We start from the raw sequence: 24,447 nt of genomic DNA, 5'->3' as shown, positions 1-24,447 counted from the left end.
CTCCCGGGCCGGCCCCGGCCGACGGGAGATCCGCGACGGAGCATCGACTCTCGCTACATGCGTCGGCTAACGTGGCGCCCAGCACGCCCAGCAGTGTTACGTCCCGTCCGCGGGACTGTCAATGGGGGTCCGGCGTGTCTCCCGCCCGATTCCCCGCACCGGGGTCCGAGCGGATACCGTCCCCCGAGGAGCCGTCCGCCAGGGCCGGCCCGATGAACGAAGGGGGCCCGTGGCCACGCTCATCTACGGACCGCAGAACCTCGAGATCGAATTCGAGGAGCGCGTCCTCGCGCACCTGAAGGTCGCCGTCCTCTCGAAGCTGCGCCGCAACGAAGCCTTCTCGCTCTCGTGGATGGAGGACGCCTCCACCGGACACGGCCGGAGCTCCGTCTGGCTGCACCCGTCGGTGCCGCTGCACTTCCGCTTCACCGAGGCGCACCAGCCCAAGCTCAACCGCGCGTGGATCGAGCAGATGCTCAGCGTCGCCAGCATGCACGGCGAGCTCTCGGTCCTGCCGGAGCCCGAGGAGCAGCGCCAGGGCTCCTGAGCCCTGCCGCTCCTGAGCCCTGCCGCTCCTGGGCCCTGCCGCTCCTGGGCCCCGCTGCCCCCTGATCGCACGGCCGTCAACCCCGTCCCCTCTGCGGGGGACGCGAAGTACCGTCGAGAAGACGTCCCCGGAACCATCGGCGGACGTCGACGGACGGAGACGACCATGACGGACACCGCGCGAGCGACCGGCCTGCCCACCCTCACCCCGGTGCGGACCCTCCGCAAGGAGCAGCCGATCGAGCCGCGCCGCGTGCCGGACTCCGTCTCCGTCGGCTCCCAGCCGGTCATCGGCTGCCGGATCGACGTGAGCGGCCGCTCCTTCGTCGTCGAGCTCGACATGGCCGGCATCTTCCTGCGCCAGGTGCGCCGGAGCCTGCGCGAGGGCGAGGGCGGCCTCGTGCTGCTGCGCCACGTCGACGGGATCGAGATGATCCCGTTCTCGCGCGCGACGCCGTTCGACGTCTCGGACATCGTCTGCCCCGAGGGCGTCGAGCCCGCGGACGCCCGCTCGGCCCTGGGGCTCCGCGACCGCTGATCCGCGACGGGCGGGGTGCTCCGCCCCGCGCCCGCCGCTGAGCGGGATCAGGCGGGTAGCGACGCCTCGATCAGGTCGACGATCCGAGGGTCGTCGGGCTCGACCGTCGGGCGGAACCGGTGGACCGTGCCGTCGGCCGTGATCAGGAACTTCTCGAAGTTCCACTTCACCCGGCCGGCCTTGCCGTTCTCGTCCTCCGCCTTGGTGAGCTCCGCGTAGAGCGGGTGCGCCGAGCGGCCGTTGACGCGGACCTTCTCGAACATCGGGAAGGTGACCCCCCAGGTCGTCGAGCAGTACGCCTTGATCTTGTCCTCGTCGCTCAGCTCCTGGAGGAACTGGTTGCTCGGGAAGCCGAGGACCGTGAATCCGCGCTCCCCGTAGCTCTTCTGCAGGGCCTCGAGCTTCTCGTACTGCGGGGCGAGGCCGCAGCGGGAGGCGACGTTGACGATCAGCCGCACGGGCGGGTAGTCGGCGAGGGTCGACGTGGTGCCGTCGATCGTGGTGAGGGGGATGTCGGCGATCGTGTCGGGCACGGAGGGCTCCTTCGGACGTGGTGCGTCGACGCTACTCCCCGCCGCCGAGGGAACCCCGAGTCGTGGAGGCGGCTCGCTGCGGGTTCCCGCGACGGTCCGGGGTTCCCTCCGCGCGCGCCTGCCTCCACCATGGGGGGATGGCCGCCTCGCAGCAGATCGTCTCGGTCGGCGGGCGGAGGCTGCGGCTGACGAACCTCGACAAGGTCGTCTACCCGGAGACGGGCTTCACCAAGGCCGATGTGCTCTCCTACTACGCCTCCGTCGCCTCCGCGATGCTGCCCCATCTCGCGCGCCGCCCGGTCACCCGGAAGCGCTGGGTCGACGGAGTGGGCACCGCCGAGCATCCGGGCGAGGTCTTCTTCGAGAAGAACCTCCCCTCCTCCGCCCCCTACTGGCTGAGCCGGACCCGGCTCGCGCACTCGTCGCGCGACGTCGAGTACCCGCTGGTCGACGACGTCGCCGGGCTCACCTGGCTGGCGCAGCAGGCGGCGCTCGAGCTGCACGTCCCGCAGTGGCGGTTGGGCTCCGACGGCGAGCGCCGTCCGCCCGACCGTCTCGTGCTCGACCTCGACCCGGGCGAGGGGGCGGGCCTCGCCGAGTGCGCCGAGGTCGCGTTCCTCGCCCGCGACCTGCTGGAGGGGATGGGGCTGGCTCCGCTGCCGGTGACCAGCGGGAGCAAGGGGATCCACCTCTACTGCCCGCTGGACGCCTCCGCCTCCAGCGACCAGATCTCGGCGGTCGCGCACGAGCTGGCGCGCGCTCTCGAGTCGGACCACCGCGACCTCGTCGTCTCGGACATGAAGAAGACCCTGCGCGAGGGCAAAGTCCTCGTCGACTGGAGCCAGAACAGCGCGGCGAAGACGACCATCGCCCCCTACTCCCTCCGGGGGCGCCTCCGGCCGGCCGCCGCCGCGCCCCGCACGTGGGAGGAGCTGGGTGCCGACAACCTGCGCCATTTGTCGCCCGACGAGGTGGTGGAGCGGCTGCGGAGCGACGGAGACCTCCTCCGCCCGCTGCTCGCCGCCCGGGGTGCCGGGCTCGAGCCGACCCCGGAGCGGATGGCGGGCTTCGCCGCGACGGACGCCTCCTCCGACCGCCTGGCGACCTACCGCAGCATGCGCGACGCGTCGAGAACGCCGGAGCCGGTGCCCGAGGCGGGGTCCGCGGGCTCCTCCTCGGGCGACTCCTTCGTCATCCAGGAGCACCACGCGCGGCGCCTGCACTACGACTTCCGGCTCGAGCACGACGGCGTCCTGGTCAGCTGGGCGGTGCCGAAGGGCCCGCCGCTGGAGGGCGACCCCAACCGGCTCGCGGTGCAGACCGAGGACCACCCCCTCGAGTACGCGACCTTCGAGGGAACGATCCCGGCGGGCGAGTACGGCGGCGGCGAGGTGCGCATCTGGGACGAGGGCACCTACGCGCTCGAGAAGTGGCGCGAGGGGAAGGAGGTGATCGCGGTGCTGACCGGCCGCCCCGACGGCGGGCTCGGCGGCGAGCCCCGCCGCTACGCCCTGCTGCACACGGGCTCGAGGGAGGGCGCCGAGAAGAACTGGCTCCTGCACCTGATAGCGCCGGGTCCCGCTCACGGGCACGGGACGCAGCGACGGGGCCGGGCGGCCGCGTCCGCCGCGTCGCCCGCTCCCCGCCCCGCACCCTCCGCAGACCGCCCGGCCGAGGACTCCGCTCCGCGCCGCCACCGCCCCATGCTCGCCACGGCCGGACGCCGCGGCGACGTGGACCCCGGGGCCGCGATCGAGATGAAGTGGGACGGCTACCGCGCTCTCGTGCGGGTGCAGGGCGGCACCGCGACCCTCACGAGCCGCAACGGCAACGACCTGACCGCGGCGTTCCCCGACCTGCTCGCCCCGCTCGCCGAGGCCGCCGCCGACGCCGTGCTCGACGGCGAGATCGTCGCCCTCGACGCTCGCGGGCGCCCCGACTTCGGCGCCCTGCAGACCCGCGGCGGGCTGACGAAGCCGCGCGAGATCGAGGCGGCCGCCCGGTCCACTCCGGTGCACCTGATGGTCTTCGACCTGCTCGAGCGCGCAGGAGACGACCTGACCGGGAGCGACTACGACACCCGTCGCTCGGCACTGGTCGAGCTCGTCGCCGAGAACGAGCGCGTGCACGTCCCGTCCGTGTTCGACGGCGACCTGGAGGAGGCGATGGCCACCAGCCGCACCCTCGGCCTCGAGGGCGTGGTCGCCAAGCGCCGCGACTCGCGCTACCAGGAGGGCAGCCGCTCGCGCGACTGGATCAAGCTCACCCACCACCGGCTGCAGGAGGTCGTGATCGTGGGCTGGCGCGAGGGCGACGGCGGCCTGCAGGGGTCGGTCGGGGCGCTGCTGACCGCGATCCCCGGCGAGGACGGGCTCGCGTACTCCGGCCGTGTGGGCACCGGCTTCAGCGACCGCGAGCGCCGCGGACTGGTCGACCGCCTGGCCGAGCACGCCACCGAGGAGCCCGCCGTCTCCGTCCCTCCGCTCGAGTCGCGCGGCGTGCACTGGGTGTCGCCCGTCCTGGTCGGCGAGGTCCGCTACCGCGAGCGCACCGCCTCCGGCACCCTCCGCCAGCCGGTCTGGCGCGGCTGGCGCGCCGACAAGGCCGCCGCGGACGTCCGCGTGGAGGAGCCGGGCAGCTGACCCTCCGGTCTTCCGACTGCGAGGCCCGGCATCGCCGCTCGCGCCGCCGATCCGCTGCGGCCCCGGGTACCTCAGTCCAGGCGCACCCCGCGCAGCAGGAGGAGGGTCGCGCCGACCGCGGCACCGGTGCCGATGAGGACACCGCCCGCTCCGGCCGCCGCCGCGAGGACGCCGAGCAGGCTGGGCAGGGCGATCAGCCCGAGGCGGTTCCCGGCCAGGCGCAGCGCAAGGGCGCGGCCGTGGCGGTCGGCGGGGGTGCGCTCGATCAGCCAGGACATCGTGATGGGCTGGCCGATCCCGAGGCCCAGGCCGAGGGCGGCGACCGCGACGAAGAGGAGCACGGTCGGCGCGGGCAGGGCGACCAGCACCAGGCAGAGCGCCGAGATCAGGATGCCGCCCACCATCACCCGGGTGCGCCCGAGCCGGGCGGTGGCCGCGCCGAGGAGGAGCCGCGAGGCCATCGACGCGAGCGCGCGCACGGTGAGCAGGGCCCCGACGACGCCGGCCGGGAGCCCGCGCTCGGCGCCGAGGGCGGGGAGGTAGACGACGGTCAGGTCGACGGCGGCGACGACGGTCGCGCTGGTCAGCAGGGCGCGCGCGAGGCCCGGCACCCGGAGGAGACCGAGCGTCGAGCCCGGAGCCGCAGCCCCCTCCGCCGCGGGTCCGCGCGGGGACGGGCTGCGGATCCCCGCCGTCGAGACCAGCAGCAGCACCGCGAGGATCCCGCCCACGAGGAACAGCGGCGCCGGGTCGGGCCGCACCGAGCCGCCCGCGAGCACCGGGATGAACGCGGGCCCGATCGCCTGCCCGAGCGACGCGGCGAACGTGTAGTAGCCGAAGCGGCTGTCGAGCCGCGTCCCTCCGGTGCCGCCCGCGACGACGGTCTGCTGCCCGACCACGCAGCCCAGGTGCCCCGCGCCGAGCAGGGCGATGCCGAGGAGCAGCCCCGCGACGCTCCCGCCCGCCAGGAGCAGCACCGCGGCCGCTCCCACCGCGACGAGCGAGCCGACGGCCATCACGGCCCGGGCGCCGACCCGGTCGACCAGCCCGCCCACCGGCAGCGCGATCAGCAGCGGCACCAGCGCGAACGAGGCGCCGAGCGCCCCGAGCGCCCAGGCCGGCACGTCGAGCCGGATCGCCTGGTAGACGGCGGCCGGCCGGAGCAGGAACGCGACGGCCTGGATGAGCACGGCGTGCGCGAGCAGGGACGGAGTCGCCAGGCGGTTCCGCACGCGCGCTCCTTCCCGCGGCGCTCGGCCGAGCACCCGCTCCCCCATCCTCCTCCCGGTGCCGCCGCCGAGTCGCCCGGATAGGATCGTCCTGCCCCCTCGAGAACGGGCCTTCTCGTGCGACTCAGCCCCGCGGCGGCGGCGAGGGGAGCGCGTGCGCGGGCAGGGTGCCGAGGCGGTGCCGGCCGCGGAGGAGGAACCAGGCCAGGCCGATCCCGACGACCGCGGCGATCACGACGACCGCGCTCCAGCGCAGCTCCTCCCCGTAGACCTCGACGCGCGGCCACGCGAGGTCGACCGTCATCGCCGCGCCCCAGAGCACCGCGACGACGTTCACCGGCAGGCCCGCGCGGCCGAGCGAGAAGCGCCCGGGCGCGGCTGCGGGCCACCGGCCGCGGAGCCGGGCGATCAGCAGCGGCACCGTCACCAGCAGGTAGGCGAGGTAGATCAGGATGACCGCCACGCTCGTCACGGCCGTGAAGATCGCCGGCGTCCTGATGTTCACGACCAGGATCAGCACCGCGAGCACCCCCACGACCAGCGCCGGCGCCACCGGTGTCCCGCGCCGCGGGTCGACGCGGGCGAGCACGCGGCTGCCGGGCAGGGCGTTGTCGCGGGCCATCGCGAAGATCAGTCGGATGGCCGCCGTGTGCACCGCCAGCGCGCACACCGTGATCGCGACGACCACGCAGAGCAGGAGGACCGATCCGAGGGGGCCGCCGAGCACCTGCAGCACGATCCGCTGCAGCCCGCCCGACGCCTGCCCGAGCGCCGGGTCGGCGAGGTCGGGCGCCGAGAGGATCCCCAGCAGCAGGATGAGGCCGCCGAGGACGAAGGAGGCGGTCACCGCCCGCAGGATCGCCGTCGGCGCGGTCCGGCGCGGATCGACCGTCTCCTCGCCGAGCGAGCCCGCGGTGTCGAACCCGTACATCACGTACGCCGACGCGATCGCGGCGATGAGGAACGCGCCGGCGTACCCGCCCGGCTTGCTCCCGCCGTAGCCGCTGGTGTCGAGCAGCACGGTCGGCGGATGCACCACGTTCACCGCGAGCACCGCCACCAGCAGCACCGCCGCGACGAGCTCGATCAGCACGCCGACGCTGTTGATCCGGGCCATCAGCTGCACGCCGCGCGCGTTGACCGCGGTGGTGAACGCGATCAGCAGTCCTCCCCAGACCACCGCGCTCACCCCCGCGGAGCCGCCGAGCTGGAACCCGCTCCAGATCTGCGGGAGCGTCGCCTGGTACGCCAGCACGACGGCCGCGAGCGTGACCACGGACGCGGTGGCCATCAGCCAGCCCGCCATCCAGCTCACCGTCGGCCCGGCGAGGCGCTTGCTCCAGTTGTAGACGGAGCCGGCGACCGGGTAGCGGGCGGCGAGCTCGGCGAAGCACAGCGCGACCATGAGCTGCCCGGTGAACACGATCGGCCAGGACCACCAGTAGGCGGGACCGCCGAGCGCGAAGCCGAAGGAGAAGAGCTGGAACGTGCCGGTCAGGATCGAGATGTAGCTCACGCCCGCGGCGAAGCTGCCGAAGCGACCGATCCCGCGGGTGAGGGAGGGGCGGTACCCGAACTCGGCGGTCCCGTCGTCGACGTCCTCGGTGGTGCTCATCGGGCTCCCCCTCGCGGGCGCGCTCGTCACACCGAGGTCAGGATGCCAGCCGCCGCCCGGCCGCACGACTCCCCCGTCCCGGGCGTCCGCCGGCGGGTGCTCAGCGCTCGCCCCGCTCCCGGTGCACAGGACTCGGGCGGCCCCCGCGGACGGGAGTGGCGTCAGCCGTGCGCCGCGAGCCGGGTGCGCTGGGGCACCAGGAGCTCGAGCAGCTCCTCGACCCCGTCGACCCGCTGCGGCTCGACCGGGTGCCCCGGTCCGCACGGCTTGTAGGCGGGCGGGTCCACGTTCAGGACGTGCCCGACGGGCCGCCCCTTCTCCCAGACCGTGAGGAGGAAGGCCCCGTCCCGCTCGTCGGGGGCGCCGATCTCGAAGACCCGGCCGCGCACGATGGCGCACTGCGGCTCCTTGCGCGCGAGGCGCACCCAGAAGGGATGGTCTCCGGTCATGGTGTCCGTCCTCCCCGGCCGACCCGCGGCCGTGCCCGTAGCGGTCGACCGGTGATCGTGTCGTCGGCGACCCGCAGGGCCACGGTACGTCCGCCTCCCCTCAGCCGATCAGGGGGTTCACTGCGGAGCCTCGCAGTGGTAGCGGACGCCGGACGCATCCGGGTCCGCACTACGGGGAACCACTCACTGCCCGTAGGAGTCCTCGTAGCCGGCACCACTGGTCAGCTCGCCGTCGCCGGGTTGCACGGCATGCTCGCCGGTGAGCGCGTCGATCCGCGCGCGCAGCCGTGCCACCTCCGCCGCGTTGTCCGGTTCGGGCAGGTCGCTCGGCGTGGTCTCGACGATGAGGGCGGCCGCGGCGTTCACGAGGAAGGTGGCATCGACCGTCCCGCCGTCGGCGCCGATCCCCGTGTACTCGACGGTGTCGGCCGCGCCTTTCGCGGCGAGGGCGACGGCGTACTCGACGAGCGCGTCGGCCGCCTCGTCCCCCACGAGGATCGTCTTGTCGGCGAAGAGGATGTGCTTCATGCCGTCCATGCTCGGCAGCGCCGGCCGCGTGGAGGGAGGCGGTTGGCAGAGGACCGCCGCTGACGGAAGACCTGGACAGATCGAGCAGAGAATGGCAGGCCGGGTTGTCGGATCCCTCCGGTCTGCGGAAGGGTGATGGCAACGGCGGGCGCCTGCCGGCCGGAGATCAGGGGCTGGAGACGCCGATGGGGAAGTTGCACTACGACGGGACCGTCGAGATCGACTTCGAGGACCGCGTGCTCGCGCACCTGCAGATCGTCATCACCGCGAAGCTGCGCCGCAACGAGTCGTTCCTGCTCAGCTGGCGCGACGACCACAGCATGGGCGACGGCCGCAGCGCGATCTGGATCCACCCTTCCCACGCGCTCCGCTACAAGTACTTCGGCGGCCGGATGCCCCGCATCAACCCCGCCTGGATCTCCGCGCTCACCGACCTCGCGAACTCCGCGGGCGGGCTGTACGTGATCTCGGAACCCGCCGAACCGGTGCGTCCCCCGGCGAAGGGCGACCAGCTGTGAAGCGCATCGACCTGATCTACAACGGCACCGCCTACACCGTCAACAACAGGAGCCTCGACGAGTTCCGCGCCGAGGTCGAGGCCGCCCTGGCCTCCCCGACCCCGCAGTGGCTGACCGTCAACTACGGCGAGGGTCGCGCGAACCCGGCGCTCCTCCTCATCACGCCGTACACCCCGCTGTCGATCATCACGAACGACTTCGACGAGCTCAACGCAGAGTACGAGTAGCGGCGGACCTCCGAGAGGTCAACCACGTCGTCCGGTCGATCCGCGCCCCGTACCGTCGGGCAGGACCTCGTCGACGTCGTGCGCGGACCCCGCACGGCGACACCCGATCGACACCTCCCGCGCCTCGGCGCACGACAACGGCCGCGGACACCCGGCCAGGAGCCGTGATGACAGATCCCGCCTTCGCCGTCCTCGACGACCTCATCGCCGCCCTCGAGCGTCCCGGCTCGATCGACCCCGGCCTGAGCCGCTCCGTCGCCGTGCAGGCCGCCGTCCTCCGGCTCCCGTCGCCCCGCACCATGCACCGTCCGCGCCCGACGAGCCGCTTCACGGGCCGTCGCCTCGTGCGCCCGGGCAGCGCAGCCAGGCGGGCTCCCGCGCGTCACCGCGTCGTGGTCCCCGCCGGTCCGGCGGAGCGTCGCTCCGAGCGGAGCCGACGGCTGAAATGGGCGCGGTGACCGACTCCGACGCTCTCTGCGACCCGTATCTGCGCGGGTATCCGATCGACGGCGTCGCGATCTCCACGCTCGGCAGCCCCTTCGGCGGCGAGACCGTCGCCGCGAGCGACAGCACCGCGAGCCGGCTGGACGAGATCCAGATCGACCTCGGCGAGGGCCCGTGCTGGGAGGCGATCCGCGCTGCCGGCCCCGTCTCGGTGCCGGACACCGGCGCGGAGGAGCGCTGGCCGCTCTTCACCGAGGCGATCGGCCCCACGGCGGTGCGCGCGGTCTTCGCCTTCCCGCTCTCGATCGCGGGGCTCTCGATCGGCGCGGTCGACCTCTACTCCCGCCGCCCCACGTCGCTCAGCGACTCCCTCCTCGGCCGGATCAGCGCCTCGACCACCGCGACGGCGCTGCTGGTGCTTGCCGCGGTGCTGCGCGACAACGAGGTCGAGGAGAGCACGAATCCGCGCTCGCGACGCGTGGTGCACCAGGCGACCGGCATGATCATCGCGCGCTACGGCAGCACGGCCGAGGAGGCGCAGCTGCTGCTGCGCGCCCACGCCTTCGCCCAGCAGCGCTCCGTCGTCGATGTCGCCTCCGGCATCGTGGCCCGGCACGACGGGTTCCCCGACCGCCCTCTCACCGCCCAGGACGACACATGGTGACGAACTCCCGCGAGCGCAGCGTCATCCAGACGTTCGTCGCCCTCTCCGACACACTGGTCGACGACTACGACGTCGTCGACTTCACCCAGACCCTCGTGGAGAGCAGCGCGACCCTCTTCGACGCCGTCTCGGCGGGGCTCGTCCTCGCCGACTCCACCGGCTCCCTCGAGGTGCTCGCCTCCACGGACGAGGACACCCGGCTGATCGAGCTGCTCCAGCTCGACAGCGGGTCGGGCCCGTGCATCCAGTGCTTCGAGACCGGGCGGCCGGTGATCGTCGAGGACGCCCGCGCCGTGGGCGAGGAGTGGGCGGAGTTCCGGACGCTGGCGGTCGAGCTCGACGTGCTCTCGGCGCACTGCGTGCCGATGCGCTCGGCGGGGACGACGATCGGCTCCCTCAACCTCTTCCAGGCCCGGCCGGGGCGGCTCGATCCTGACGACATCGCGGTCGTGCAGGCGTTCGCCGACGTCGCGACGATCGGGATCCTGCACCAGCGCGCGCTCCAGCAGAGCACGGTCACCCAGGAGCAGCTGCAGCACGCCCTCGACAGCCGGGTGCTGATCGAGCAGGCGAAGGGGATCCTCGCCTACGCCCACCGCACCACGGTCGAGCAGGCCTTCGAGGTGCTGCGGGTCCGCGCGCGAGCGACGTCGACCCCGATCACGACGCTCGCCCAGGAGATCATCCGCGACTACCGGCGCTGACGCTCCGCGCCCGCGGAGCAGGAGCGGGGCGCATCCGCGCCGGCGGCGCCGCGGCTCGGAGCTCAGTACTCGTTCTCGAGCTCCCACGTCGCGCGGGGGTCGACGTCCGAGGCGGGCACCGGACCGCCCGCGCCGTCGAGCGCGTCGAGGCGCTCGAGGATCTCGGCACTCGACTCCGCCGCTGCGCTACCGGTCCCTGCGACCACCAGGGGGACGCCGAGCCCGATGGTGAGCGTCACGACGGAGGAGGGGGCCGAGTCGTCGGCGACGCTGACCGTGCTCATCCGGTGCTGCTGCGCGAGCGCGAGCGAGTAGCGGACGACGGCGTCGGCGGTCGCGTCGTCGAGGGAGAGGGAGCCTCCGGTGTGGAAGAGCGTCGTCATGGTCAAGTCCTCGCAGGGCAGGCGGATGGGCATGGTTCCGTCACCGGGGGCCAGGATGCGGTGCGTTCACGCTACGCCCCGGGCGCTCGCGGGTGCAGGTCTTGCGCCGAGGCGTGCCCCTGGCGCATGGTTCGCTCCCGACGCCCGAGCAATTCCCCCATGGCTCTGAGGCGGCCCACATGTTAACGTGAACAGACGCGTCGGTCCCCTCGGCTCGACGCATCCCTCCCCTGAAGGAAAGGTCTCGACGATGAGACGACGCTCCCCGGAGCCCCCTGCCGCCGCGCCTCGGCGCCGCGTGCGATCCCTCTTCCTCTCCGCTCTCGCCTGCACGAGCGTCGCCCTCACCGGCGCTCTCGTCCCCGTCTCGGCGCAGGCCGTCGACGTCCCGGCGCCCACCGCGCACTACGACATGTCCCACGCCGGCTCGGCCCTGCTCGACATCTCGGGCAACGGACGCAACGCCACCCTGACCGGCCTCACCGACGCGTCCTTCGCGAACGCCGGCGGCGACCAGGTCGCCCGGTTCAAGAACGACGGCTACGCGAGCCTCCCCCAGGGCCTGGTCACCGGAGCCGACAACGCCTTCGCCGTCGAGTACACGGTGAAGACGCAGACCACCGCCAACCAGTTCGGCTGGGTCATCGGCGACGGCGTCGGCCCGTGGAACACCACGCAGCTCGGCAACCACGTCTTCGTGAACCCGCGCAACCCCGACGGCTCGCCCAGCGGACAGGTCCTCGCGGGCATCCGCGTCAAGGAGCCCACCAGCAACGGCGAGACCCGCATGCCGTTCGGCGGCACGCTGAACCCCGGGTTCACGACGCTCACGCTCGTCGGCACCGGCACGGGGTCGAGCACCGTGCTGACCCTCTACCGCGACGGCACGCAGATCTCGACGGCGAACACCACGAAGTCGATGGCGAGCATCGTGCCGACCGGGTCCACTCTCGGCTACCTCGGCCGCTCGCTCTACTCCGGCGACGCACTCGTGACCGCCGACGTCACCGACGTGAAGTTCTGGGACACCTCCCTCACCGCCGAGCAGGTCGCCTCGAGCATGCCGACCGCCGCGGCGAAGGCGTCCGCGACCTCCGCCCTGCTGCGCTCGGACATCCAGCCCGTCCTGCTGGCCGGCAACCCGTCGCTGACCCAGGTCTCCTCGAACCTGACGCTGCCCGCCTCCAGCAGCGGCGTCCCGCTCACCTGGACCTCCTCGAACAGCGCGGTCGTCTCGGCCACCGGCGTCGTCTCGCGCTCGATCGCGCAGAACACCCCGGTGACTCTGACGGCGACCACCGCTCAGGGCGCGACGATCGCCTTCGACGTCGTCGTGCTCGCCCCGAGCATCAACGACGACCTCGACGCGCTGAAGCTCGCCACGCGCACGACCGAGAACCTCCCCCTCGCGGTGAAGGGCGCCAAGAACGGCACCGACATCACCTGGACCTCGTCCGACCCGGCGCTCGTCACCCCGACGAACACGTCCTACGCCGCTCCGGCGGTCGGCGCGGCCGACCCGTACCGCGGCGGCGGCGTCGTCACCCGGCCGGCCTACGGCTCCGGCGACAGGACCGTCACCCTCACCGCGAAGGCGACGCTCAACGGAGTCACCGAGACGCGCGCCTTCACCCTGACCGTCGCCGAGCTCGGCCGCACCGCTCCCGACGCGGGCTACGCCTCGGCGTACTTCAAGTCGGACGGCGACGAGAAGATCTACCAGGCCGCGACCTCGGGCAACGACTTCTTCACCTTCTCGCCGGTCAACGGCGGCAAGGCGGTCATCACCTCGACGACCGACACGAAGGGCCTGCGCGACCCGTTCATCCTCCGCTCGCACAACGGCGACAAGTACTACATGGTCGCCACCGATCTCTGCATCTCCTGCGGCACGAACTGGGGCGACGCCCAGTCCACGGGCAGCCTGAAGATCGAGGTCTGGGAGTCGACCGACCTGGTGCAGTGGACCCGCACCAACGGCGCCGACACCGGCATCACGGTCAACCAGCCGGCCGCCGGCATGACCTGGGCGCCCGAGGCGTACTGGGACGACGCGCTGCAGTCCTACGTCGTGTTCTTCTCCTCGCGCCTGTACTCCGACGCGACGAAGACCAACAGCGACAAGCTCTACTCCCGTGTCTTCTCGGTGATCACCCGCGACTTCCGCACCTTCACCGCTCCCCCCGCCACCTGGCAGGACACGGGCTACGCGCGGATCGACTCCACGATCACGAAGATCGGCGACTACTACTACCGCTTCACCAAGAACGAGGAGGGCGGCGCCGCCGGCATCCTGGAGGCCGGGAAGGACATCTTCCTCGAGAAGTCGAAGGTCCTGACCGCCGGGACGACCTCCTCGAACTGGAGCGCCGACCCGAACACCACCTGGCAGCTCACCGACACCCGGATGACCTCGCTCGAGACCGGCCAGGCCGGCGAGGGACCCGAGATCATCAAGCTGAACGCGGGCGACCCGAACGACACCACCGGCACGGGCGACGGCTACGCCTTCCTCGTCGACAACTACGGCGACGGCGGCTACAAGGCCTTCCTCACCTCCGGAGCGGCGATCGCCGGCAGCTCGCAGACGAACCGCCTCTCGCAGTCGGCCGACTGGAACGTCTCGCCCAAGAGCCGCGCCGGCCTCCCGACCAGCCCGCGGCACGGCGCGTTCGTGAGCGTCCCGCAGACGGTCCTCACCGCCATGAAGAACTGGACCGGCGTCACCGCCGTCGACTCCACCACGACCCTCACCGCCGACGGCCGCACCGTCACGGCGACGGTCGTAGCGGCCGACAAGGGCGACGTCGTCGGCTCGGTCACCTTCACCGGCGGCTCGTGGACCTCGACCGTCCCGCTCTCCGGCGGCTCCGCGAGCGTCTCGGTCCCGGCGGGCGTGACCGGTGTCACGGCCTCCTACACCGGGTACGCGGACAAGCTGGTGCGCACGTCGGTCTCGGCCGCCGTCCCGCTGGACACCCTCGAGCTCGCCCCCGCCGCCACGACGCGCTGCGTCGCCGGCAAGGTCGTGCTCACGGTGACCGTGAAGAACGCCGACACCGCTGCCGCGGACGTCACGATCGCCTCGGCCTACGGGTCGAAGTCGTTCACTGCGGTCGCGCCCGGCTCCTCGGCCTCCGCCGCCTTCACCACCCGCCTGGCCTCGATGCCGGCCGGCACGGTGACGGTGACCGGGTCGGCGACCGGCCAGCCCGCCTTCACCGCGACGGTCCCCGTGGCCGCCGCGCGCTGCTGACGCACTGACGACGAAGGGCCCCCTCCTGCGCTCGCGCGGGAGGGGGCCCTTCGTCGTTCCCGGGTCAGACGGTGGGAGCGAGCAGGTCCGCGTGGTGGGCGGCCGCCACGTTCGGGTGCGCCCGGAGCCGGTAGCGCAGCGCGTTCTCGCCGTAGGTCTCGAGGATCGGCGCGTTCGTCGGGTCGACCGAGAGGCCGGACTTGAGCTCCTCGGGCAGCGGGAGCGAGGGCATGGTGGCCGAGAGCGCGGGATTGAAGAAGAACGGGATCGAGATCCTGTCCGTCCCGATCAGCGGCGAGATCACGCGGTGCAGCGTGGCCTTGAGGTAGCCGCCCGTGGCGAGCTCCAGCATCTCGCCGATGTTGACGACGAACGCGCCCTCCATCGCGGGTGCCTCGATCCACGAGCCGTCGTGCTCGACCTGCAGGCCGCCCTTGCCGGGCTCGACCAGCAGCAGCGTCAGCACGCCGCCGTCGCGGTGCGCGCCCACGCCCTGCTTGGGCTCCGGGTCGGAGGTGCCCGGGTAGCGGACGACCTTCACCAGCGAGAACGGCCGCTCGGCGAACGCCTCGTCGAACACGTCCTCCGGGGCGTCGAGCGCGACGGCCCAGGTGCGCAGCAGCCGGATCGCGACCGCCGCGAGCTCCGCGTGCCAGCGCTCGAAGACCTCGCGGAACTCCGGCAGCGCCTCGGGCCAGAGGTTCGGCCCCTCGAGGCGCTCGTAGTCGGCGACGCCGGGCCCGGCGGGAACGGCCGGTCGGTCGATGCCGATGTCGACCTGCTCGCGGTAGTCGACGTCGCCGTTGGTGAGCTCGGCGCCGAAGCGGGTGTAGCCGCGGAACTGCGGGCTGAGGGTGTTCTCGATCGCGAGCTTCTCCTCCTCCGGCAGGTCGAAGAAGCGGCGGGAGACGGCGACGACGTCGTCGAGGAGGTCCTGGGGCACGCCGTGGCCGACGAGGTAGAAGAAGCCCACGTCGTGCGTGGTCTCCCGGAGGTCGCGGCGGAAGGCGGCGGCCTCCGCCTCCCCCTGGTCGAGGCGGGACAGGTCGAGGATCGGCAGGGAATCGGTCATGCACCGACTCTCGCGCACGAACCTGCACAGCAGTCGATTGTTACGACAACCAAAACGGCGGGCCCCGCCACGGCGCGGAAGAGGTTCCTCCGCGCCGCGACCGGGCCCGCCGTGAGCGCCGAGTGTTACGGCGTGGGCATGCCGCCGTTGACGTGCAGCGTCTCGCCGACGACGTAGCTCGACTCCGGGGAGGCGAGGAACACGTAGGCGGGAGCGAGCTCGGCCGGCTGGCCCCAGCGTCCGAGCGGCGTCTGCGAGCCGACCTCGGGCAGCTTGTCGGACGGCTGGCCGCCCGCGGTCTGCAGCGGCGTCCAGATCGGGCCCGGGGCGACGACGTTCACGCGGATGCCCTTGGGCGCGAGCTGCTGCGCGAGCGCCTTCGAGAACGTGTTGATCGTGGCCTTCGTGCTGGCGTAGTCGACCAGCATCGGCGACGGCTGGTAAGCCTGGATCGACGAGGTGCTGATGATCGCGGAGCCCGGGGCGAGGTGCGGCACGGCCGCCTTCGTCATCCAGAACATCGCGTAGACGTTGGTCTTGAAGGTCTCGTCGAACTGCTCGTCCGAGAGCTCGAGGAAGTCCTCGACGTGCTGCTGCTTGCCCGCGTTGTTGACGAGGATGTCGAGTCCGCCCAGGCCCTCGACGGCCTTCGCGACGGCGCCCACCGCGAAGTCGTGGTCGGTGATGTCGCCGGGGATGGCGACGGCGGTGCGGCCGGCCTCCTCGATCAGCGCGACGACCTTCTTCGCGTCGGACTCCTCCTCGGGGAGGTAGACGATCGCGACGTCGGCGCCCTCGCGGGCGTAGGCGATGGCGACGGCCGCGCCGATGCCCGAGTCGCCTCCGGTGACGAGCGCCTTGCGCCCGGTCAGACGGCCGGAGCCGCGGTAGGTCGACTCGCCGCGGTCGGCGGGGTCGTCCATCTTCGAGTCGAGGCCGGAGCCCTCCTGGTACTGGGCCTCCGTGTCGATGTCGGCGAACATCGCGGTCGGGTCTTGGAACGTGTACTGGTCGTTCTGCGGAGTCTGGTCGTTCTGCGAAGTCATGTCTCGACGCTAGGTGCGCGGGATCGGCGGCCGCGCGTGCTTGACAGCCCCGATCCGCCAGGACACAGGAGGTCTTCAGGAGCCGCGGAGCCCCCCGGATCGGGGAGAATGGTGCGGTGACCCGCGACGACTCCCTGTCCTTCGACACCACGGCGCCGCTGCCCGGCTGGCAGCACGCCTACTCCGGCAAGGTGCGCGACCTCTACACCCCCGACGACGCCGACCCCGTGCTCGGCGCCGACCGCATGCTCGTCGTCGCCAGCGACCGGGTCAGCGCGTACGACGCGGTCCTCGAGCCCGGAATCCCCGGCAAGGGCGAGCTGCTGACCACGCTCTCCCTCTGGTGGTTCGCGCAGCTCTCCGACGTCCCCAACCATCTGATCCCGGGCGCGATCCCCGAGGCGGTCCGCGGCCGGTCGATGCTGGTGAAGACGCTCGACATGTTCCCGATCGAGTGCGTCGTGCGCGGCTACCTCTCCGGCAGCGGCTGGAAGGAGTACCGGGAGACGGGCTCCGTCTGCGGCGTCCCGCTCCCCGAGGGCCTCCAGGACGGCGACGCGCTCCCCGAGCCGATCTACACCCCCGCGTGGAAGGCCCCGCAGGGCGAGCACGACGAGAACATCACCTTCGAGCGCACGGTCGAGATCGTCGGGGAGGAGGCCGCGGAGGCGCTGCGCACCCTCTCGCTCGCCGTCTTCCGCGAGGCGTCCACCATCGCCCTGGCCCGCGGCGTGCTGCTGGCCGACACGAAGTTCGAGTTCGGGGTCGACCGCGGGACCGGAGTCGTCACCCTCGGCGACGAGGTCCTCACGAGCGACTCCTCCCGCTACTGGGACGCCGACGACTACGACGCCGGCATCCGCGGCCGCTCGTTCGACAAGCAGATCGTGCGCGACTGGCTCTCCGACAACTGGGACGGCCAGGGCCTCCCGCCGACCCTCCCGTCCGAGATCGTCGAGCGCACGGCCGCGCGCTACCGCGAGCTCATCGAGCGCCTCACGCGCTGAGGCACCGGAACGACCTGTGGACGATCACCACCCTCGCGTCCGGCTGGAGGCCCGCGGCGAGGATCCGGACGAGGCGCGGCACAGCCTCGCGCGGCTCTACAACGGCGACGAGTGGCGCGCCGCCACCACCGCGGCCGACTTCAGCTACCGCTATGCGGCCATCGGCGACGGCGGGATGACCCTCCGCACCTCGCGGATGTCCGGGCGCCTCGCGGGCGGCGTGGGCGACTCGGACGACGTCGTCGTGCAGTGGATCGTGGGCGGCTCCGGCCGGATCGACGTCGGCCGCGCCTCGATCGCGATGGAGGAGAACCGTCCCGTCCTCTTCCCCGTCGGCCGGCCGTTCGCCTTCGACTACGTCGACTTCGACCAGCGCCTGGTGCACCTCGACCGGGGAGTGGTCGACCAGGTCGCCGCCGAGCGGGGCCTCGTCGGGTCCCTCGTCTTCGACTCCGAGCACCACCCCGACGCCGCGGCGATCCGCCGCTGGCGCACCGCCGTCGCCGACTCCGCCCGTGCGCTGCGCAGCGAGCGCGTCGAGCCGCTGCTCTGGGACGAGCTCACCCGCGCCACGGCCTCCGCGCTGCTGGACCTCTACCCTCCGGAGTCCGCTCCGGTCCCGCCCGAGCTCCTCGCACCCCGGAACGCGCGGGTCCGCACGGCCGTCGAGTACGTGCACGCCCACTGCAGCGAGCCGATCGGCCCGGCCGAGATGGCGGCGGCGTCGGGCCTGACCGTCCGGGGCCTGCAGTCCGCGTTCCAGCGGGTGCTCGGGATGCGCCCGATCGCCTACCTGCGCCTGGTGCGGCTCGACCGCGCCCGGGAGGAGCTCGCCGTGAGTCCGCCCCTCGGGACGACGGTCGCCGCCGTCGCCCGGCACTGGGGCTTCGGGAACGCGGGCCGCTTCAGCGCGGCCTACGCGGAGCGATTCGGCGAGTCGCCGAGCGCCACGCTGCAGCGCTGATCAGTCGACGAGCTCGGGCGGCGGCTGCCCCTCGAGGATGCGGCTGAGGCCGTCGAGCAGCACCGCGACGGTCGCGGCCTCCGATTCGGGCACCTTCGCGACCATCGCGCGGATCTGCTCGTAGGTCGGGTCGTCGGTGCCGACGATGGCCTTCTGCGCGCGCTCCGTCAGGCAGAGGATGCGGCCGCGGCCGTCGGACGGGTCGGGAGTGCGGTTCACGTAACCGGCGCGGGCGAGGCGGTCTACGAGGAGGGAGACGGCCGCCGTCGTGATCGACAGGGCCGCGGACAGGTCGACTGCGCGGACGATCTCATCGCGCCGCTCCCCGACTCCGATCAGCCGCAGGGCCGCGAGATCCGTGGCGCCGATGCCCAGGCGCCGCTCCACACGGCCGTCGTAGTCGCGCTCCGCCGTGCGCAATCGCGCGAGCAGAGCGAACAGGTCTGGCCGAGCGTCCATCGAGGTGCACCTTCCGAGCGGCAGGCGCCCCGGACGGGAACTCGCTGCCCCCATCGAACCACTTCTCCGGCGGCCGGACAGCGTGTGTCCCGAAAGCGCAGTCGGCGCCGAAACTGTTAGTCAACCGACTTAGCAATACCTAGTGTCGACGGTGCGGCACGCCTTCCGTGCGCCGCCGACGGTGAGGAGGTGCGCGCGATGGGACGACTGCTCTACGGCGCACCCGCCAGCTCGCACTCCTTCGAGGACCGCGCCCTGGCCCACCTCCAGACCGTGATCACCTCGCGGTTCCGCCGCGGCGAAGGCTTCCTCCTGACGATCGAGGACGCCGAGGGCCGCCGGTCCGAACTGTGGCTCCACCCCGGCATCCCCACCCGCTACGAGTACGACGGCACCGCCGCGATCGAGCTGAACCCGCACTGGCTGCGCGAGCTCTCGAACGCCTCGAACGGCCGCCTCGGCCTCCACCTCCTCCCCGAAACCTCGTCGCCCGACGACCTCTCCGTGAAGAAGATCCCCGCATGAGCGACCACAACGGCACACTGTTCCGGCGCGGAGGCACCGTCCGCTTCGTCCGCTGGATCTCCTCCCGCGACGGCGGCTGGGCCCCCGAGATCGTGCAGGGGCGCTACCTGGAGCGCGACGACCGCGGTTGGCTGGTCGAGATCGAGGGCACCCCGACGGTCCTCGCGAAGGACGACTGGGCCGTCTACCGCTGACCGGCTCTGCGCTCGGCGTACTGTTGAGCAGGTGCGTTCTCGTGATCGCCGCGGCATCACCTCGGCTCCCCTCCTCCTGACGACCATCGGAACGACGAGCCTCGTCTTCCTCTGCGCGTTCGAGTCGCTCGCCGTGACGACGATCATGCCGATCGTCAGCGCCGACCTCGACGGTCGCGCCCTCTACCCCCTGGCCTTCGCGGCGACGCTCGCCGCCGCCGTGGTCGGGATGGTCGCGGCCGGATCCTCCGCCGACCGCCGCGGCCCGACGCCGTCGCTCGTGGTCGCGATCCTGCTCTTCACCCTGGGCCTCGTGGCCGCGGGCGCCGCGCAGGCGATGCCGGTCTTCGTGGCGGCCCGCCTGCTGCAGGGGCTGGGCAGCGGAGGGATCACCGTCACCCTCTACGTGGTCGTCGCGCGGGTCTACCCGAGCGAGCTGCATCCGAGGATCTTCGGCGCCTTCGCCGCGGCCTGGGTCGTGCCGTCGCTGGTGGGGCCGCTGGTGGCCGGAGTCGTCGCCGAGCTCGTGAGCTGGCACTGGGTCTTCTTCGGAGTCGTCGCCCTGGTGGCCCTCGCGAGCGCTGCGATCGCGCCGACGCTCCGCTCGCTCGAGCCGCGCGAGCGCCTCCCCTTCGATCGCCGGGCAGTGGGCCGCATCGCCCGCGCCGTGGTCGTCTCGGCCGGAGTCGTCGTGCTGAGCACGAGCGCCGAGCTCGCGCCCGATCTCGCTGGGCTCCTGGCCGCGGCCGCCGTGGTGGTCGTGGTCGTGGCGGTTCGCGCGCTCCTGCCCGACGGCACGCTGCGCGCTCGGGGCGTCCTGCCGTCGGTGATCCTCCTCCGCGCCCTCGTCGCCGCGGCGTTCTTCGGCACCGAGGTCCACCTGCCGCTGCTGCTCTCGGAGCAGTACGGCCTGCCGCCCTGGCTCTCGGGCGCCATGCTCACCGCGGGCGCCGTCTCCTGGGCTCTCGGCTCGAACATCCAGGGGCGCCCGGGCACCCGCCTCAGCCACGGCGGAGCGATGCGGCTCGGCTCGTCGCTCGTGCTCGCCGGCATCGGAGTCGTGCTGCTCGTCACGGTGCTCGCCCTCAGCCCGATCGTCGCGGGCGTGGGCTGGTTCCTGGCCGGCGGCGGCATGGGCACGATGTTCCCGCGGATGGGGACGATGACGCTCGCGCTCTCCGCTCCGGGCCGGGAGGGCTTCAACAGCTCGGCCCTGCAGATCGCCGACTCGACCGGCGCCTCGGTCTCCCTCGCGCTGACGGGCCTTCTCGCGGCGGCGGTCACCGGGCTGATCGGGGCCGGGACCGGGGTCTTCGCCGCGACCTTCTCGTACGCCGCGCTGATCGCGATCGTCGCGGTCGGTCTGGCCGGCCGGCTCGACGGGCTCCTGCGCCGCGAGGGACGCCGGGAGCCCGCCGAGCAGGCTCAGCTGTAGAGCGACTCCGGCACGTCGAGGCCGTAGATCGCGCGGCCGGACGACCAGATCACCGAGCAGGCGGCCCGCAGCAGATCGGTCGCGTCGTCGCCGGCGTCCACGATCACCACGGAGTCGCCGTCGAGGCGGACCTTGGCGCCGCGGACGGCGTGCGTGCCGTTCCGCGAGACCGTCGTCGCCGGGTAGGGCAGGTGCAGCTCGCGAAGGTCGCCGAGGATGTACGTCGGCCGGAGCTTGGGCTCCGCGGCGAGGAGCTGCTTGGCCCGGTCGATCCCGGTGAGCACATGGGCGCTCTCCATGTCGGCGCCGTTCGCGCCGGCGATGTCGGTGTCGAGCCGGTCGCCGAGGAACAGCGGGTTCGTCGAGCCGAAGCGCGCGGTCGCCGCGTCGAAGATGGCCCGCTCGGGCTTGCCCGCGACGACCGGGAGCCGGCCGACCGCGGTGTGCACGGCCGAGACGAGGGTCCCGTTGCCCGGGGCGATGCCGCGCGCGACGGGGATCGTCCAGTCGGTGTTCGTCGCGACCCACGGGATCCCCGTGTGGAGCGCGAACGAGGCCTCGGCCAGCTGCTCCCAGCCGACCGTGGGCGCGAAGCCCTGGATGACCGCCGCCGGCGAGTCCTCCGCGCTGCGCGTCACGGTGAACCCGGCGCGCTCGACCTCGGAGGTGAGGCCCTCCGCCCCGACGACGAGGATCGTCGAGCCGGCCGGCACCAGGTCGGCGAGCAGAACGACCGCCGCCTGGGGGGAGGTGACGACGTCCTCGGGCCGGACGCTCAGCCCCAGCTCGGAGAGGTGCCCGGCGACGGAGGCGTCCGTGCGGGAGGCGTTGTTGGTGATGTAGCCGACCCGCAGCGTCTCGGCCGCGCGGTTGAGGCTCTCCACCGCGAAGGGGATCGCGTCGGCGCCCTTGTAGACGACCCCGTCGAGGTCGGCCAGGACGGAGTCGCGGCCGTCGAGCGGGGTGGGCTCAGTCCTGCTGCTGCGGAACATCGGCGTCCTCCTCGGTGGTGTCGGCGCGTTCGACCGACTCGTCGGCGGTCGGCTCGGCCGGGTCGAGAGCTTCATCCGGGTCCGTCTCGGCGAGATCGTCCGACTCGAGGGACTCGTCCGCGAAGGTCGGCTCGTCCGTGTCGACGAGGTCGGCCTCGGCGTCAGCGGTCGCATCGGCGTCGTCCGCGTCCGCGTCGTCGTCGGCGATCTCCTCGGAGACGGTCCGGTGGACCTCGTCCTCGTCCGCGTCGTCGACGGCGGTCGTGCCGTCCTCGTCGTCCAGGTAGTCGTCCGCGTCGTCGACCGCGGTCCCTTCCTCGGCGCGATCGGGAGCGGACGCGGCGTCGGCCGACTCGTGCTCCTCCTCGATCACCTCGATCGTCTCGTCGTCACCGCCGCCCTCGGCCGCGAAGACGGCCTGCGCCGCGATGTCGGCGCGACGCTGCCACTCGGCCGCCTCCTCGGAGCGCCCGACCTCCTCGAGGACGAGCGAGTAGGCGGCGAAGAGATCCGGGCTGTACGAGAACGCGCGGTCCGGGTCCAGCTGCGGGATCTCGAGCTCCATGAGAGCGAGCTCCGCCTGCCCGAGGTCGAGGCGGGCGCCGGACATGGCGATCGCCAGCGACACCTGCGCGCCGGGGCTCAGCGTGGTGCGGTCGATCGACCGTCCCAGCTCGAGCGCCTTGTCGGGTCGGCCGACGCCGCGCTCGGAGTCGACCATCAGCGGCACCTGCTCGTCCGAGCCGGAGATCCTGCGGAACGTGCGCAGCTCGCGCAGCGCCAGGGCGAAGTCGCCCGTCGCGTACGCCGAGATGGCCAGCGACTCGCGGACAACGGCGATGCGTCCCGCGCGGCGGGCCGCCGAGAGCACGTGGCGGTGCGCCAGCTCGGGGTCCTCCTCGAGGAGGCGGCCGGCCATCACCAGGTGACGGGCGACCCATTCGGCGTTGTCCTTCGAGAGCGTGCGCAGCTCGTTGCGGGCGACCTTGTCGAGGTCCTTGGCCTGCACGTCGTCCGGAAGGTCCGGGTCGTCGTGGCGCGGACGCACCGACTGGAGGGAGCGCCGCTCGCGCTCCTCCTCGGTGAGCTCCGGCTCCTCGCGGGGGCCGCCGCGTCCGCCGCCGAAGCCCTCGCGTCCGCGTCCGCCGCCCTGGCGGTCCCCGCCGCCCCGACGATCGTCCGACCACGGCCTGCTTCCCCCATCGCGCGATCCACCGCGGAACGGCGGACGCGAGTCCCCGTCACGCTGCGGACGAGAGTCGCCACCACCACGGTACGGAGGGCGGGAGTCCCCATCACGCTGCGGACGCGAATCGCCACCACCACGGTACGGAGGGCGGGAGTCCCCGTCACGCTGGGGACGCGAGTCGCCACCGCGATAGGGAGGCCGAGAGTCACCGTCACGCTGCGGACGCGAGTCGCCACCGCGATAGGGAGGACGCGAGTCACCGTCCCGCTGCGGACGGGAGTCCCCACCTCCACGGTAAGGAGGACGGGAGTCACCATCACGCTGCGGACGGGAATCCCCACCACCGCGGTAAGGAGGACGAGAGCCACTGTCACGCTGCGGACGAGAGTCGCCGCCACCGCGGTACGGAGGACGCGAGTCACCATCACGCTGCGGACGCGAGTCGCCGCCACCGCGATAAGGAGAACGAGACTCACCATCGCCCTGTGGACGGGAATCCCCACCACCACGGTAAGGAGGACGAGAGTCACCGTCTCGCTGGGGACGAGAGTCGCCACCGCGATAAGGAGAACGAGACTCACCATCGCGCTGTGGACGGGAATCCCCACCACCACGGTAAGGAGGACGAGAGTCACCATCACGCTGCGGACGCGAATCCCCACCACCGCGGTAAGGAGGACGCGAGTCACCATCACGCTGCGGACGCGAATCCCCACCGCCACGGTAAGGAGGACGGGAGTCCCCCTCACGCTGCGGACGGGAGTCCCCATCACGCTGCGGACGGGATTCACCACTACCCCGGTACGGAGGACGGGAGTCACCATCCCGCTGCGGACGGGAATCGCCACCACCGCGGTACGGAGGACGCGAGTCACCATCACGCTGCGGACGGGAGTCGCCACCGCCACGATAGGGAGGACGAGCATCACCGTCGCGGCGGGGGCGGGAACCGCCCGAGCCGCCGCGATCGTTCGAGGAGCGGCCGGGGCCGCCGGCGCGAGGCGGCCGCTCGTCACGACGTCCGGAGTCCCGGTCGTTGCGGTCGGATCCTGAGTCGTCCATGCGTTCCTCGCCTGTCGTGGTGATGCTCTGTGGAGTTGACCCGCCCGAGGGCGGGGAGGACGGCCGCAGCCGTCGCACCACCCTAACCCGCACCGCGCTCCAGTGAGCAGCGGGGATCCGAGGTGGTGGTTAAACAGCGATGGCCACCCATTTCTGGGTGGCCATCGTGAATGGTGTCCGGCGGTGTCCTACTCTCCCACAGGGTCCCCCCTGCAGTACCATCGGC

Annotated in this window: 26 protein-coding genes; 15 read left to right on the top strand and 11 right to left on the bottom strand. The window is 72.6% G+C overall.

Annotated elements, in window-relative coordinates:
- Nucleotides 1-229 precede the first annotated feature (229 nt).
- On the top strand, nucleotides 230-547 hold the full coding sequence (locus C5C69_RS10690) for a hypothetical protein (RefSeq protein ID WP_244229547.1): 318 nt from the start codon (nucleotides 230-232) through the stop codon (nucleotides 545-547).
- A 165-nt stretch (nucleotides 548-712) separates the two neighbouring features.
- Nucleotides 713-1,084: a hypothetical protein gene (locus C5C69_RS10685; protein ID WP_104223778.1), complete on the top strand. Its 372-nt coding sequence runs from the start codon at nucleotides 713-715 to the stop codon at nucleotides 1,082-1,084.
- A 47-nt stretch (nucleotides 1,085-1,131) separates the two neighbouring features.
- Here the strand turns inward: C5C69_RS10685 and C5C69_RS10680 are convergent, their stop codons facing one another.
- Entirely contained in the window at nucleotides 1,132-1,617 is a 486-nt protein-coding gene (locus C5C69_RS10680; RefSeq protein ID WP_244229546.1) for a glutathione peroxidase, read from the bottom strand.
- 137 nt (nucleotides 1,618-1,754) lie between these two features.
- Here C5C69_RS10680 and C5C69_RS10675 point away from each other — a divergent pair, with 137 nt between their 5' ends.
- Nucleotides 1,755-4,259, top strand: coding sequence for an ATP-dependent DNA ligase (locus tag C5C69_RS10675; protein WP_104257877.1), 2,505 nt, complete (start codon nucleotides 1,755-1,757; stop codon nucleotides 4,257-4,259).
- 71 nt (nucleotides 4,260-4,330) lie between these two features.
- On the opposite strand, the gene C5C69_RS10670 is transcribed toward C5C69_RS10675, so the two are convergent.
- From C5C69_RS10670 to C5C69_RS10655, 4 genes are all read right to left on the bottom strand, one after another.
- Nucleotides 4,331-5,491, bottom strand: coding sequence for an MFS transporter (locus tag C5C69_RS10670; RefSeq protein WP_159940156.1), 1,161 nt, complete (start codon nucleotides 5,489-5,491; stop codon nucleotides 4,331-4,333).
- A 121-nt stretch (nucleotides 5,492-5,612) separates the two neighbouring features.
- Complete coding sequence (locus tag C5C69_RS10665) at nucleotides 5,613-7,103, bottom strand: APC family permease (RefSeq protein WP_104257876.1); 1,491 nt, start codon at nucleotides 7,101-7,103, stop codon at nucleotides 5,613-5,615.
- A 161-nt stretch (nucleotides 7,104-7,264) separates the two neighbouring features.
- A complete protein-coding gene (locus C5C69_RS10660) occupies nucleotides 7,265-7,552 on the bottom strand; it encodes a hypothetical protein (protein ID WP_104223782.1) in 288 nt (95 codons plus the stop codon).
- Nucleotides 7,553-7,735: 183 nt separating this feature from the next.
- Nucleotides 7,736-8,080: a hypothetical protein gene (locus C5C69_RS10655; protein ID WP_146078484.1), complete on the bottom strand. Its 345-nt coding sequence runs from the start codon at nucleotides 8,078-8,080 to the stop codon at nucleotides 7,736-7,738.
- Between the two features lie 185 nt (nucleotides 8,081-8,265).
- On the opposite strand from C5C69_RS10655, the gene C5C69_RS10650 reads away from it, so the two are divergent.
- The 5 genes from C5C69_RS10650 to C5C69_RS10630 all read left to right on the top strand — a co-directional run bounded on the left by C5C69_RS10650 (nucleotide 8,266) and on the right by C5C69_RS10630 (nucleotide 10,637).
- Nucleotides 8,266-8,598: an ATP-dependent DNA ligase gene (locus tag C5C69_RS10650; RefSeq protein WP_104223784.1), complete on the top strand. Its 333-nt coding sequence runs from the start codon at nucleotides 8,266-8,268 to the stop codon at nucleotides 8,596-8,598.
- Nucleotides 8,595-8,825, top strand: a complete 231-nt coding sequence (locus tag C5C69_RS10645) for a hypothetical protein (protein ID WP_104247371.1) — start codon at nucleotides 8,595-8,597, stop codon at nucleotides 8,823-8,825. The genes C5C69_RS10650 and C5C69_RS10645 overlap by 4 nt, the downstream gene beginning before the upstream one ends.
- A 167-nt stretch (nucleotides 8,826-8,992) precedes the next feature.
- Nucleotides 8,993-9,283 carry a hypothetical protein gene (locus C5C69_RS10640; RefSeq protein WP_104233816.1) on the top strand — a complete coding sequence of 97 codons (291 nt, stop codon included), beginning with the start codon at nucleotides 8,993-8,995 and terminating at the stop codon, nucleotides 9,281-9,283.
- A complete protein-coding gene (locus C5C69_RS10635) occupies nucleotides 9,271-9,933 on the top strand; it encodes a GAF and ANTAR domain-containing protein (protein WP_104223787.1) in 663 nt (220 codons plus the stop codon). Before C5C69_RS10640 ends, C5C69_RS10635 begins: the two co-directional genes overlap by 13 nt.
- The gene (locus C5C69_RS10630; protein WP_104239019.1) at nucleotides 9,927-10,637 is read left to right on the top strand and encodes a GAF and ANTAR domain-containing protein; all 711 of its coding nucleotides are present in this window, start codon (nucleotides 9,927-9,929) and stop codon (nucleotides 10,635-10,637) included. Before C5C69_RS10635 ends, C5C69_RS10630 begins: the two co-directional genes overlap by 7 nt.
- 62 nt (nucleotides 10,638-10,699) lie before the next feature.
- Here the strand turns inward: C5C69_RS10630 and C5C69_RS10625 are convergent, their stop codons facing one another.
- Nucleotides 10,700-11,020 (bottom strand): hypothetical protein, encoded by a 321-nt coding sequence (locus tag C5C69_RS10625; protein ID WP_104247369.1) that lies wholly within the window; start codon nucleotides 11,018-11,020, stop codon nucleotides 10,700-10,702.
- A gap of 298 nt (nucleotides 11,021-11,318) precedes the next feature.
- Between C5C69_RS10625 and C5C69_RS10620 the strand changes: the two genes are divergently transcribed.
- Nucleotides 11,319-14,276, top strand: a complete 2,958-nt coding sequence (locus tag C5C69_RS10620) for an immunoglobulin-like domain-containing protein (RefSeq protein ID WP_258065307.1) — start codon at nucleotides 11,319-11,321, stop codon at nucleotides 14,274-14,276.
- Nucleotides 14,277-14,340: 64 nt separating this feature from the next.
- On the opposite strand, the gene C5C69_RS10615 is transcribed toward C5C69_RS10620, so the two are convergent.
- Nucleotides 14,341-15,348, bottom strand: coding sequence for an isopenicillin N synthase family oxygenase (locus C5C69_RS10615; protein WP_104223790.1), 1,008 nt, complete (start codon nucleotides 15,346-15,348; stop codon nucleotides 14,341-14,343).
- A 125-nt stretch (nucleotides 15,349-15,473) separates the two neighbouring features.
- Nucleotides 15,474-16,394, bottom strand: coding sequence for a glucose 1-dehydrogenase (locus C5C69_RS10610; RefSeq protein ID WP_104223791.1), 921 nt, complete (start codon nucleotides 16,392-16,394; stop codon nucleotides 15,474-15,476).
- A gap of 116 nt (nucleotides 16,395-16,510) precedes the next feature.
- On the opposite strand from C5C69_RS10610, the gene C5C69_RS10605 reads away from it, so the two are divergent.
- Together C5C69_RS10605 and C5C69_RS10600 are read left to right on the top strand one after the other, a co-directional pair.
- Nucleotides 16,511-17,401 carry a phosphoribosylaminoimidazolesuccinocarboxamide synthase gene (locus C5C69_RS10605; RefSeq protein WP_258059453.1) on the top strand — a complete coding sequence of 297 codons (891 nt, stop codon included), beginning with the start codon at nucleotides 16,511-16,513 and terminating at the stop codon, nucleotides 17,399-17,401.
- A gap of 16 nt (nucleotides 17,402-17,417) precedes the next feature.
- Nucleotides 17,418-18,365: a helix-turn-helix domain-containing protein gene (locus C5C69_RS10600; RefSeq protein ID WP_104257874.1), complete on the top strand. Its 948-nt coding sequence runs from the start codon at nucleotides 17,418-17,420 to the stop codon at nucleotides 18,363-18,365.
- On the opposite strand, the gene C5C69_RS10595 is transcribed toward C5C69_RS10600, so the two are convergent.
- On the bottom strand, nucleotides 18,366-18,824 hold the full coding sequence (locus C5C69_RS10595; protein WP_181027163.1) for a MarR family winged helix-turn-helix transcriptional regulator: 459 nt from the start codon (nucleotides 18,822-18,824) through the stop codon (nucleotides 18,366-18,368).
- 198 nt (nucleotides 18,825-19,022) lie between these two features.
- Between C5C69_RS10595 and C5C69_RS10590 the strand changes: the two genes are divergently transcribed.
- From C5C69_RS10590 to C5C69_RS10580, 3 genes are read left to right on the top strand one after another with little or no spacing between them, the layout of a single operon-like run.
- Nucleotides 19,023-19,349, top strand: coding sequence for a hypothetical protein (locus C5C69_RS10590; protein WP_104223794.1), 327 nt, complete (start codon nucleotides 19,023-19,025; stop codon nucleotides 19,347-19,349).
- Complete coding sequence (locus C5C69_RS10585) at nucleotides 19,346-19,543, top strand: hypothetical protein (RefSeq protein WP_068256013.1); 198 nt, start codon at nucleotides 19,346-19,348, stop codon at nucleotides 19,541-19,543. The genes C5C69_RS10590 and C5C69_RS10585 overlap by 4 nt, the downstream gene beginning before the upstream one ends.
- 31 nt (nucleotides 19,544-19,574) lie before the next feature.
- The gene (locus tag C5C69_RS10580) at nucleotides 19,575-20,978 is read left to right on the top strand and encodes an MFS transporter (protein ID WP_104257873.1); all 1,404 of its coding nucleotides are present in this window, start codon (nucleotides 19,575-19,577) and stop codon (nucleotides 20,976-20,978) included.
- Here the strand turns inward: C5C69_RS10580 and C5C69_RS10575 are convergent.
- A complete protein-coding gene (locus C5C69_RS10575) occupies nucleotides 20,969-21,970 on the bottom strand; it encodes an HAD-IIA family hydrolase (protein WP_104226795.1) in 1,002 nt (333 codons plus the stop codon). The genes C5C69_RS10580 and C5C69_RS10575 overlap by 10 nt on opposite strands.
- Nucleotides 21,948-23,018 (bottom strand): hypothetical protein, encoded by a 1,071-nt coding sequence (locus tag C5C69_RS10570; RefSeq protein WP_258067520.1) that lies wholly within the window; start codon nucleotides 23,016-23,018, stop codon nucleotides 21,948-21,950. Before C5C69_RS10570 ends, C5C69_RS10575 begins: the two co-directional genes overlap by 23 nt.
- Between C5C69_RS10570 and C5C69_RS16715 the strand changes: the two genes are divergently transcribed.
- The gene (locus C5C69_RS16715) at nucleotides 23,004-24,212 is read left to right on the top strand and encodes a hypothetical protein (RefSeq protein WP_146083624.1); all 1,209 of its coding nucleotides are present in this window, start codon (nucleotides 23,004-23,006) and stop codon (nucleotides 24,210-24,212) included. The genes C5C69_RS10570 and C5C69_RS16715 overlap by 15 nt on opposite strands.
- Nucleotides 24,213-24,447: the final 235 nt, after the last annotated feature.

This window comes from Rathayibacter sp. AY1C7 (assembly GCF_002931865.1).
GTDB lineage: Bacteria > Actinomycetota > Actinomycetes > Actinomycetales > Microbacteriaceae > Rathayibacter.
Note: the sequence above shows the minus strand (reverse complement) of the source record. Positions and strands in the feature narration are given on the sequence as shown.